The organism is Jiella soli, assembly GCF_020615385.1.
In the GTDB taxonomy this organism is placed as follows: domain Bacteria; phylum Pseudomonadota; class Alphaproteobacteria; order Rhizobiales; family Rhizobiaceae; genus VKMB-3413.
In genome coordinates this window covers 39,192-50,380 of the sequence record NZ_JAJAVB010000039.1, presented here as the reverse complement: position 1 = coordinate 50,380, position 11,189 = coordinate 39,192, and the positions used below count along the sequence as shown (strand labels likewise).

Here is an 11,189-nt window from a genome sequence, read left to right as displayed (position 1 = left end):
CGACACATTCGTCGACGGCCCTAATGACACAAGAGGCCGGCCAACGCCCTCGTCACTGGTCACAGTCTCCGGCGCCGAGCCATCACCATCCGTGCCGCAAGACGTCCATTGAAATCCAGATATTTTAATCCTAAACTAATCCGACGAGATCCGAGAGGAGACAGCCATGCGCATCACGGTGATCGGCGGCGGGCCGGGCGGGCTCTATTTTGCGCTCCTGACCAAGAAGCGCCGGCCGGACTGGCAGATCGCGGTCTACGAGCAGAACCAGGCGGACGACACGTTCGGCTTCGGCGTCGTCTTTTCCGACGAGACGCTGCACGAGTTCCTGTCACGAGACGCGAAATCCTTCGACCGCATCCGCGGCGACTTCGCCTACTGGGACGACGTCGCGATCCACAAGCAGGGCACGGAGATGCGCTGCGCCGGCAATGGCTTTGCCGGCATCTCGCGCATGAAGCTCCTCGCCATCCTGCAGCAACGTTGCCGGGAGGAGGGCGTCGAGATGCATTTCGGCGTCTCGATCCCGCCGGAGGAGATCGCAACCCGCTTCGCCGACAGCGACGTGATCGTCGCTTCGGACGGCGTGAACTCCCGTATCCGCGAGCACTTCAAGGAGAGTTTCCGGCCGGAGGTGGCGATCAAGTCGAACCGCTTCTGCTGGATGGGCTCCACCCGGCCGATGGACGAGTTCAACTACTTCTTCCGCGAGACCGAGCACGGCATCATCTGCGCCCATACCTATCAGTATGAGGCGGGCCGCTCGACCTGGATCTTCGAGATGGACGATTCCTGCTGGCGCGGCCACGGCTTCGACGGCATGGACGAAGAGCACTCCAGGGACGTTCTCGAGCAGCTCTATGCCGAGGAGTTGCAGGGCCACGGGCTGCTCCTCAACCGCTCGAACTGGCGGCAGTTTCCTCGGATCTTCTGCCATGACTGGAGCCACGAGAACATCGTCCTGCTCGGCGACGCCAAGGCTTCGGCGCACTACTCCATCGGCTCGGGCACCAAGCTTGCGATGGAATGCGCGATCTCGCTGTCGGACGCGGTCGTCGATCATGCGGAGACCAGTGTCAACGCGGCCTTCAAGGCCTATGAGGACGAGCGGCGCACGCCCTGCCAGATCATCCAGCACAATGCCGACGTCTCGCTCGCCTGGTTCGAGCACATGAACCGTTCCTGGGACATGGAGCCGGAACAGTTCGCCATGGTGGTGATGTGCCGGGCGAAGTCGATCACCTACGACAACCTCATGGTCCGCGATCCCGGCTTCGTGGAGAAGGTCGACACCGCCTTCTACGAGCGGCTGCTCGCCGAGACCGGCGAGGATTACCGCGAGACCCGGCCGACGCCGATGTTCACGAAGTTCAGGCTGCGCGACATGGTGGTCGAGAACCGCGTCGTCATGTCGCCGATGGCGCAGTATTCGGCGGACGAGGGCGGCAACCTCACCGACTGGCACTTCGTCCACTATACCAGCCACGCCCTCGGCGGCGCCGGCATGGTGTTCGTCGAGATGACCTGCCCCTCTGCCGATGCGCGGATCACGCCCGGCTGCCCGGGACTGTGGACCGATGCCCACGAGGCGCAGTTCAAGCGCATCGTCGACTTCGTGCACGCCAATTCGAAGACCAAGATGGTGATGCAGCTCGGCCATGCCGGCCGCAAGGGCTCGACCCAGCTCGGCTGGGAGAAGATGGACGTGCCGCTGGAGGACAAGGCGAAGAACTGGCCGCTCTTCTCGGCCTCCGACATCCCCTACATGGACGGCATCAGCCAGGCGCCGAAGGCGATGGACCGGGCCGACATGGACCGGATCAAGGCGGATTTCGCGCAAGGCACGGAGCGTGCGGACCGCGCTGGCTTCGACATGCTCGAACTCCACTGCGCCCACGGCTATCTGCTGGCGTCCTTCCTGTCGCCGCTCACCAACCGGCGCACCGACGAATATGGCGGCTCGATCGAGAACCGCCTGCGCTACCCGCTGGAGGTCTTCCAGGCGATGCGCGAGGTCTGGCCGGCGTACAAGCCCATGTCGGTGCGCGTCTCCGCGACCGACTGGGCCGAGGGCGGCATCAGCGAGGAAGACACTTTCGCGATTTCCAAGGCCTTCGCCGAGGCCGGCTGCGATTTGATCGACGTCTCCGCCGGGCAGACCATCGCCGAACAGAAGCCGGTCTATGGCCGCATGTTCCAGGTGCAGTTCGCCGAGAGCATCCGCAACGTGCCGAAGCTGGCGGTGATGGCCGTCGGCGCGATCACCGAGCCGGCGCAGGTCAACACCATCCTTCACACCCGCCGGGCCGATCTCGTGGCGCTCGGGCGCCCGCATATGTGGAACCCGTATTTCACGCGGGAGGCGTCCGCCTGGTACGACGCCCGCAACCAGCATTGGCCGAAGCAGTATCTCGCCGGCCGCGATCAGGCGCATCGCGAGCTGACGAAGAAGCGCGAGCAGGAGATGGAGCTCAAGCGAAAGGCGCGGCCGCGTCCGCACGAGCTGCAGGAGGACCTGCTTGAGGCCCGCGAGGCCGCCGAATAATGGGAGGATCGTGATGCCGGGGGAGGTCTTCGAGGCCCGCTACAAGCTGCGCTTCGGCCAGTGCGATCCGGCCGGCATCGCCTTCTTCCCGCGGTTGGTGGAAATGGTGAACTGGACCGTCGAGGACTGGTTCGACACCGCGCTCGGCGACAGCTTCCGCCACATCCACATGGAGGAGAAGCGCGGCGTGCCGGCGGTGTCGGTCGCGGTCGACTTCCTCGGGCCGGCGCGGCTGGGAGACATGGTCGTCTTTCGCCTCGCCGTCACTGCCATCGGCCGCAGCTCCATAATGCTCGACATCCGGGCCGAGCGCGAGGACGGGCAGAAGGTGCTTTCCGCCCGCCACACCATCGTCCACTGCGACCTCTCGAACGAGGCGCCGAAGTCGCTGCCTCTGCCGGACGATCTCCGGCAGGCCGTCGAGCGCTTCCGGGTCGAGGACGCGGCTGTCGATGGATAGGCGCGTTCTCCCGGACCTTCTGACAATGCAGGCGGAGCGCTATGGCGACCGGGAGCTGGTCGTCGTCGATGGCGTCCGCTGGAGCTTCGCCGAAGCGGCCGGGATCGCGGCGCGCCGTGCCTCGGCGCTGGCCGCGGCGGGCATCCAACGCGGCGACCGCGTCGCGATCATCTGCTCGAACCGGCCGGAATTCCTCGACGTCTTCTTCGGCTGCGCCTGGCTCGGCGCCGTCGCGGTGCCGATCAACGTTGCCTCGCGCGGCGCCCAGCTTCAGCACATCCTCGCGAACTCCGGCTCGCGGCTCCTGGTGATCGAGGATGCGCTCGCCGAGAGCCTGGGCACGATCGAGATCGGGACGCTGGCGCTGGAGGCGATCTGGGTGATCGGCGATCCCGCGGCGGTGGCGCATCCGCTTGCAGGCTTGCTGCCCGAGCCAGGCGAACCCGTGCCGCCGGCATCGCAGATTGCCGGCGACCTTGCCGCGATCATCTACACTTCGGGCACGACCGGCCCGTCCAAGGGCGTCTGCTGCCCGCACGGCCAGCTTTACTGGTGGGGCGCCAACACCGCCGACATCCTCGGCTTATCCGAGGGGGAGCGGCTCTACACCTGCCTGCCGCTGTTCCACGTCAACGCGCTCAACACCGTCTATCAGGCGCTGATCACCGGCTCGACGGCGATCGTCGGCCGGCGCTTCTCGGCCTCCGGCCTATGGCCGGCGCTCGTCGAGCATGGCGCGACCGCCACCTATCTCCTCGGCGCCATGGTCCCGATCCTTCTTTCCCGGCCGGCGTCCGATCTCGACCGCGCCCACAGCGTCCGCGTCGCGCTGGGGCCGGGCGTGCCGGCGCGCTTCCACGAGCCGTTCGAGCAGCGCTTCGGCTTCTCGCTCGTCGAGGGCTATGGCTCGACCGAGACCAATTTCGTGATCGCCGGCAAGCCGGGCGAGGGCATCTCCGGCACGATGGGCCGGCTCCGGCCCGGCTTCGATGCGCGCGTCGTCGACGCTGAGGACGAGCCGGTGCCGCCCGGCGAAGCGGGCGAGCTGGTGCTGCGGGCCGACGAGCCCTTCGCCTTTTCGAGCGGCTATTTCGGCATGCCGGACAAGGCTGTCGAGGCCTGGCGGAACCTCTGGTTCCACACCGGCGACCGCGTCGTGCAGGACGAGGACGGCCGCTTCCGCTTCATCGACCGGATGAAGGACGCGATCCGGCGGCGCGGCGAGAACATCTCCTCCTATGAGGTCGAGCAGGTGCTCCTCGCGTTCCCCGCCGTCGCCTCGGCCGCGGTCTTCCCGGTGCGCTCGGAGATGGCCGAGGACGAGGTCGCGGCGGCGATCGTGGCGGAGGAGGGCGCCCGGGTCGATCCGGCGGAGCTGATCGCCTTCTGCCGCCCGCGCCTCTCCTATTTCGCCATTCCCCGCTTCATCGAGATCGTCGACAGCCTGCCGGTGACCGAAAACGGCAAGGTGAAGAAATACGCGCTCACCGAGCGCGGTGTCACGGATGCGACATTCGACCGGGAAGCGCACGGCATCCTGATCCGCTGAAGACGGGCGGCGCGCCGCCCGCACGAGCCCTCAGGCGACGCTCAGCGTCACGTCGATATTTCCGCGTGTGGCGTTGGAATAAGGGCAGCGCTCATGCGCCTTGGCCATCAGATCTTCCGCCGCCGCACGGTCGAGGCCGGGGATCGTCGCCGTCAGCGCGACCGCGAGGCCGTAGCCGGTCGCGACCGGGCCGATGCCGACCTTGGCGGTGACCGTGGTCTCCTTCGGCAGCGCGACCTTGCCCTGCCGCGCGACGAGGCCGAGGGCGCCGAGGAAGCAGGCCGCATAGCCGGCGGCAAAGAGCTGTTCGGGATTGGTGCCGTCGCCGCCGGGGCCGCCCAGACCCTTCGGGATCGACAGGTCGAGCGAGAAGCCTCCGTCCGGGCTGACGGCGCGCCCCTCGCGGCCTCCGGTCGCGGTCATCTCGGCCTCGTAGAGGATCTTTTCGGGGGTCGTCATGCTTCGTTCTTCCTCTGATGGAGTGCGTTTTAGGCAGGCAAGGCGCCAATGGAGGATCTGCCGGCGGCGTCCCGCCTCGACTGGCTGCGAAACAGCTTCTGAAGCGAGGCGGCGACTTGTCTCGGCGGGCGGTTGCGGGAAGGCTGTTCTGCGGCGCGAACGGACCGAAGATGTTTCGGCTGTGCCTTCCGGTCCGCCGCAGCGGCGCTATTCGCCCTCGCTGCCGCCGAGATAGGTGGAGATCAGCCGCGGATCGTGGATCAGCTCCTTCGCCGGGCCGGAGTGATTGATCTCGCCGGTCTCCATGACATGGCCGAAATCGGCGGTCTCCAACGCCGCCTTGGCGTTCTGTTCCACCAGGAGGATCGACACGCCGAGGTCTCGCAGCGAGGCGATGATCAGGAAGATCTCGCGGATGATCAGCGGCGCGAGCCCGAGGCTCGGCTCGTCCAGCATCAGGAGCTTCGGCTTGGCCATCAGCGCCCGGCCGAGCGCCAGCATCTGCCGCTCACCGCCGGACAACGTTCCAGCCATCTGCGAACGTCGCTCGGCAAGCCGCGGAAAGCGTTCGAAGATCTCGCCCATGTCCCGCTTGATCGCCGCCCCATCGCCGCGGCGCGCGAAGGCGCCGAGCAGAAGATTGTCGTGAACGGACATGTCGGCGAAGAGCTCGCGCTTTTCCGGCACGAGACAGAGGCCCATTTCGACCCGGCCCTCGGTCTCCAGCCGCGTGACGTCGGCGCCGTCGAAGTGGATCGTGCCGGACGGCCGCAACAGGCCAATCGCGGCGGTGAGCAGGCTGGTCTTGCCGGCGCCGTTCGGTCCGATGACGGTGACGATCTCGCCCTTCTCCACCGACAGCGAGACCCCGCGCACCGCTTCGGCTTTGCCGTATGAGACGGACACGTTTTGGAGCGACAGGAGAGCCATCAGGCAACTCCCCCGAGATAGGCTTCCTGCACGCGCGGATCGGCCCGCACCACGGCCGGCACGCCTTCGGTCAGCTTGGCGCCGAATTCCATGACGACGATCCGGTCGACGAGGCCCATGACGAATTCCATGTCGTGCTCGACGATCAGGATGGTGAGGCCTTCCTCGCGCAGCGATCGAAGCAGGGTGGCGAGCGCCAGTTTCTCGGGTCGTCTCAGTCCCGCCGCCGGCTCGTCGAGGACGAGCAGGACAGGGTCGGCGGCGAGCGCGCGGGCGATCTCGAGGATGCGCTGGTTGCCGAGGGGCAAATTGCCGGCCAGCTCGTAGGGCTTGTCGCCGAGCCCGACGCGCTCGAGCTGACGCTGCGCCTCGGCGCGTGCCCGTCGCTCCTCTTCCCGGTCGAGCGTCAGCGCACCGGCGAGGAAGCCGGCCCGGGTGCGGGTGTAGGTGCCGAGAAGGACGTTGTCGAGAAGCGACATCTTCGGCCTCAGCTTCACATGCTGGAAGGTGCGGGCGATGCCGGCTTTCGCGATCGTGCGCTGCGCGGCGCGGGTGATGTCCTTTTCCGCGAAGGTGATCCTGCCGGCCGTGGCAGGCAGGGCGCCGGTCAGGAGATTGAACATCGTGCTCTTGCCGGCACCGTTCGGGCCGATCAGGCCGAGGATCTCGCCGGATTTGAGCTCGAAGCTGACGTCGTTGACCGCGACCAGCCCGCCGAAGCGGCGCACGCAGCCTTCTGCCTTCAGCAGCGTCTCACCGGCCGGCGGCTGGGTCCGGCGGGGCAGCGGCTCGGCCGGCTCCGGCGGCTTGCGCCGGCGCTCCGGCAGGCGGTGCGCGACGAAGGGCACGATGCCCTCGCGCGCATATTGCAGGAACAGGATGAACAGGAGCGAGAAGACGACGATCTCCATCTGCCCGGCCGACGTTGGCGCGATCAGCGGCAAATAGTCCTGCACGGCGTTCTTCAGGAGCGTGATCAGCGCGGCGCCGACGACGGCGCCGAGGAGATAGCCGGAGCCGCCGACCATCGCCATCATCAGGAACTCGATGCCCTTCGTAGCGTCGAAGGGCGTCGGGCTGACGAAGCGGCTCATATGGGCGTAGAGCCAGCCGGCAAGTGCCGCGAGCAGCGCCGCGACGACGAAGGTGACGAGCTTGATGCGGAAGGCGTCGACGCCGAGCGATTCCACCATCGCCTTGCCGCCGCGCAGCGCCCGCATCGCCCGACCGACCCGCGAGTTGAGGAGGTTGTGGGAGAGGAGCATCGCGACGATCAGGATCGCCCAGATCAGATAATAGATCTCGTCGCTCGCCAGAAGCGCATGCGAGCCGATCGAAATGGGCGGCACGCCGGGAATGCCGTTGAAGCCGCCGAGGCCGGGAAAGTTGCCGAAGGTGAAGTAGATCGCCAGCCCCCAGGCGATCGTCGAGAGCGACAGGAAATGCCCGTGCAGCCGGAGCGTGACGGCGCCGAGGATCGCGGCGACGAGGCCGGTCAGCACCAGCGCGAAGAGGAGGCCGAGCCAGGGCGAAACGCCCATCAGCGCCGTGGCCGATGCCGTGGCATAGGCCGCGACGCCCATGAAGGCGGCCTGGCCGAAGGAGACCATCCCGGCGACGCCGGTCAGGAGCACGAGCCCGAGCGCCACCAGCGAATAGATGCCGATGTAGTCGAACAGCGTGATGGTGAAGGGCGCGAGGTAGTAAGGCGCGGTGGCCACGAGCAGGATGGCCAGGACCGTCGCGATCCGCGCGGTTTGCGCGCTCATTCGTCGATGTCCTCTTCGGAATGGGCGACGGTATAGGAGCGCCACAGAAGGACCGGGATCAGGATCGAGAAGACGATCACCTCCTTGAAGGACGAGCTCTGGAAGGCGGCGAAGCTCTCCAGAATGCCGACGAACAGCGATCCGATCGCGGTGACGGGGAAGCTGACGAGGCCGCCGATGATCGCGCCGACGAAGGCCTTGAGCCCGAGCAGGAAACCGGAATCGTAGAAGATCGTGTTGACCGGCGAGATCAGGATGCCGGAGACGCCGGCAAGAAGCGAGCCTAGGAGATAGGCGATGGTGCCCGTGCGTTCGGGCCGGATGCCCATCAGCCGCGCGCCGGTGCGGTTCACGGCCGTCGCGTGCAGCGATTTGCCGGCCAGGGTGAACTCGAAGAACAGGAACAAGAGGCCGCTGAACAGGATGGCCGCCGCGACGATCAGGATCGACTGGCCCGCGATCGGGATCTCGCCGAGGATCAGCGTGTAGTCGGTCAGCGCCTCGGTGCGCACGCCCTCCGGCCCGAAGAACAGAAGGCCGAGCCCGACAAGGGCGAAATGCAGCGCCACCGAGACGGTGAGGAGGAGGAGCACCGTGGCGTCGGCGATCGGCCGGAAGATCAGCCGGTCGAGAAGCGGCGCGATCGGCAGGATCAGCGCCAGCGCCAGGACGATGCGTAGGGCAATCGGCAGGACCATGCCGGCAGTCAGGAAGACCGCGGCTGCCGGGATCATCGGCAGGACCAGGTAGAAGAGGAGGGCCCGGGGGATCTGCGCCCCCCGGCCCGCCCTGAGGAGACTGACACTTTCGACCAGGGTTGCCAGCACCGCCAGCACCGCGACGAGGCCGACGGTTCCCGGCAGCTGGCCGGTCTCCAGTCCCGCCAGCGTCAGCGCCGCGAAGGCGGCGATGTCGCCGAAGGGTACGAAGATGACCCGCGTGACCGCGAAGATCAGCACGATGCCGAGCGCGATCAGGACGTAGATCGCGCCGGTCGCCACCCCGTCGATCGTCAGAAAGGCGGCAATTTGAGAGTTCATCGCATGTCAGGCCGTTGCGCGGGTCAGCAGGAGGCGGTGGATCAGGGCTGGTAGACCCATTTGCCGTCCTGCAGCTGGACGACGACAAGGCTTCGCGCATCGACGCCATAGGCGGAGTCGGGGCTGAAATTGTAGACCGAGTGCACGCCCTTCAGATCCTTGGTGGCGTAGATCCCGTCCATCAGCGCCTTGCGGAACTCTTCGGTGCCGGGCTCGGCGGTCTTCAGCGCCTTTTCGGCCGCGCTGAGGAAGAGCAGCCAGCCGTCGAAGGAATAGCCGGAGAAGCCGTCGTCGGCATCGCCGCCGTTCACCTTCTGGAAGACCTCGTGGAACTTCGTCCCGATCTCCTTGGAGAAGTGGTCGTCCGGCAGCTGGCTGGTCACGATCACCGGGCCGGCCGAGACCTTGACGCCCTCGACCTGCTTGCCGCCGACGCGCACGAAGTCGGCATTGAGCATTGCCGGCGTGCCGTAGAACGGACCCTTGTAGCCGAGCTTCTTCAGGGCGAGGATCGGCAGCGCCGCCTGCGTCGCCGAGCCGCCGATCAGGACGCCGTCGGGCTTGGTCGCCATGACCTTCAGCGCCTGCGCCGTCACCGAGGAATCGGTGCGGGAATAGCGCTCGTTGGTGGTGATCTTCGCGTCGCCTTCGGCCTCCGCCGCCTTGGCACCGTTGTAGACGAGGTCGCCCCAGGCGTCGGAGAAGCCGATATAGCCGGCGGTGTCGATGCCTTCCTTCTTCATCCGGTCGGCGATGACCTTGACCATCAGCGAAGGCGTCTGGGGCATCGCGACGCCCCACAGATGACCGTTCTCCGGCACCTTGATGTTGACCGGCGAGATCGCGATGAACGGCACGTGCAGCTCGTTCGCGACGGCCATCATGGCGTTGGTCGAAGGCGCCGTCGCCGTGCCGATCAGGATGTCGACATGATCCTGCTGGATCAGCTTGCGCGCGTTCTGCGTCGCCGCCGTCGGATCGGACCCGTCGTCGAGCTCGATCAGCTCGATCTTCTGGCCGTCGATCTCGCTCTGATAGGCGAAGGCCGCCTTCATGCCTCTGTCGTAGAGGGTGCCGATCGAGGCACCGGGACCGCTGAGGGAGGTCACGAATCCGACCTTGATGTCGGCTCGGGCCGCCGTCGCCGCGAGGGTGAGGCCGGTCAGGGCAGTGAGGGTCAGGAGCAGTCTCTTCACAGTGTCCTCCGGGAAAGCGTTGCGATGTCTGAAGGGCAGGCGAGAATGTCGGGCGTCCCGCCGCCGGGCGGGAGCGCATGATCTCGGGCAAGGGTGCCCGGATGCGGAAAGCGGATGCCGCTTCGCCACGCTTCCCTTGCAGGAAGATCGCGACGCTGCGGTCCCGGAAGGCCGTCGAGGGCCTCCGATGCGAACCGATATTTCAAGCTTAAAGAGATTGCCTCCAAGGTGTCAACAAGCCTGCGGAGACGCGGGACGTCTGCTCGGGCAGACTGAGCGACCAGACGTAGGCCCGGCAGACGGAAGTTGTCGTGGGGGCGGCTGATGCCGTCACTTCCGCGGCTTGCCTTCGGCCGATAAAAGTTCAAGCTTAAAGCGATTTGCCGGCCGGCGGCGACGATCGAGTCTTGCGGGACCCGGCGCGGCGCGGGAGCATCTAAGGGAGCCGCGGGATGGACGAGACTCTGGTCGAAACGGGCGGTGACGGGGTCGCCATCGTCCACATGAACCGGCCTCAGACCCGCAACGCGCTGTCGGCCGAGATGCGGGCGCAACTGGCAGGCCATTTCGAGGCTCTGGCCGTAGACGAGGGCGTGAACGTCGTCGTGCTGACAGGCGGGCCCGACTGCTTCGCGGCGGGAGCGGATATCCGGGCCATGGCATCGGCGTCCCCGACCCAGATTGCGCTGCGACGCACGGAAAAGCTCTGGGAGCCGATCCGGACCTTTCCGAAGCCGCTGATCGCGGCGGTGAACGGCTGGGCGCTCGGTGGCGGCTGCGAACTCGCCATGCATGCCGACATCATCGTGGCCGGAGAGAGCGCTCGCTTCGGCCAGCCGGAGATCAAGGTCGGCATCATGCCGGGAGCCGGCGGAACCCAGCGGCTGGTGCGCGCCGTCGGCAAGTTCAAGGCGATGAAGATGCTCCTCACCGGCGAGCCGGTCTCGGCGATAGAGGCCGAGGCGATGGGGCTGGTGTCCGAGGTCGTGCCGGACCGCGAGACGTTGGAGCGGGCTCTTCACCTTGCGCGGGCGATCGCCAAGCTGCCGCCGCTTGCGGCGCGCAAGATCAAGGAAGTGGTCCTGGCGGGCGCCGACCAGTCTCTGGATTCGGCGCTGTTGACGGAGCGGCAGGCCTTCCAGCTCCTGTTCGACACGCGCGACCAGAAGGAAGGCATGGCGGCCTTCCTGGAAAAGCGGAAGCCGGATTTCACCGGCCGCTGAGCGACAGCGAGGCATCGA

9 protein-coding genes are annotated in these 11,189 nt (G+C 66.9%); 4 read left to right on the top strand and 5 right to left on the bottom strand.

Translation table 11 applies throughout. From position 1 onward, the window contains the following. Positions 1 to 166 precede the first annotated feature (166 nt). Genes LH400_RS22990 through LH400_RS22980 form a run of 3 tightly spaced genes read left to right on the top strand, consistent with a single transcriptional unit; the run spans position 167 to position 4,554 of the window. Positions 167 to 2,545 (top strand): oxidoreductase, encoded by a 2,379-nt coding sequence (locus LH400_RS22990; protein WP_229155804.1) that lies wholly within the window; start codon positions 167 to 169, stop codon positions 2,543 to 2,545. 13 nt (positions 2,546 to 2,558) lie between these two features. Next, a complete protein-coding gene (locus tag LH400_RS22985) occupies positions 2,559 to 3,005 on the top strand; it encodes an acyl-CoA thioesterase (protein WP_229155803.1) in 447 nt (148 codons plus the stop codon). Continuing rightward, positions 2,998 to 4,554, top strand: a complete 1,557-nt coding sequence (locus LH400_RS22980; protein ID WP_229155802.1) for an ATP-dependent acyl-CoA ligase — start codon at positions 2,998 to 3,000, stop codon at positions 4,552 to 4,554. The genes LH400_RS22985 and LH400_RS22980 overlap by 8 nt, the downstream gene beginning before the upstream one ends. A gap of 30 nt (positions 4,555 to 4,584) precedes the next feature. Here LH400_RS22980 and LH400_RS22975 read toward each other — a convergent pair whose 3' ends face one another. The 5 genes from LH400_RS22975 to LH400_RS22955 all read right to left on the bottom strand — a co-directional run bounded on the left by LH400_RS22975 (position 4,585) and on the right by LH400_RS22955 (position 9,948). Beyond that, on the bottom strand, positions 4,585 to 5,013 hold the full coding sequence (locus LH400_RS22975; RefSeq protein ID WP_229155801.1) for an organic hydroperoxide resistance protein: 429 nt from the start codon (positions 5,011 to 5,013) through the stop codon (positions 4,585 to 4,587). A 207-nt stretch (positions 5,014 to 5,220) separates the two neighbouring features. After that, positions 5,221 to 5,946 (bottom strand): ABC transporter ATP-binding protein, encoded by a 726-nt coding sequence (locus tag LH400_RS22970; RefSeq protein WP_229155963.1) that lies wholly within the window; start codon positions 5,944 to 5,946, stop codon positions 5,221 to 5,223. After that, complete coding sequence (locus LH400_RS22965; protein ID WP_229155800.1) at positions 5,943 to 7,712, bottom strand: branched-chain amino acid ABC transporter ATP-binding protein/permease; 1,770 nt, start codon at positions 7,710 to 7,712, stop codon at positions 5,943 to 5,945. Before LH400_RS22965 ends, LH400_RS22970 begins: the two co-directional genes overlap by 4 nt. After that, positions 7,709 to 8,752, bottom strand: a complete 1,044-nt coding sequence (locus tag LH400_RS22960; RefSeq protein WP_229155799.1) for a branched-chain amino acid ABC transporter permease — start codon at positions 8,750 to 8,752, stop codon at positions 7,709 to 7,711. Before LH400_RS22960 ends, LH400_RS22965 begins: the two co-directional genes overlap by 4 nt. A gap of 41 nt (positions 8,753 to 8,793) precedes the next feature. Beyond that, entirely contained in the window at positions 8,794 to 9,948 is a 1,155-nt protein-coding gene (locus tag LH400_RS22955) for an ABC transporter substrate-binding protein (RefSeq protein WP_229155798.1), read from the bottom strand. Positions 9,949 to 10,400: 452 nt separating this feature from the next. On the opposite strand from LH400_RS22955, the gene LH400_RS22950 reads away from it, so the two are divergent. After that, entirely contained in the window at positions 10,401 to 11,171 is a 771-nt protein-coding gene (locus tag LH400_RS22950; protein ID WP_229155797.1) for an enoyl-CoA hydratase-related protein, read from the top strand. The last annotated feature ends 18 nt before the right edge of the window (positions 11,172 to 11,189 follow it).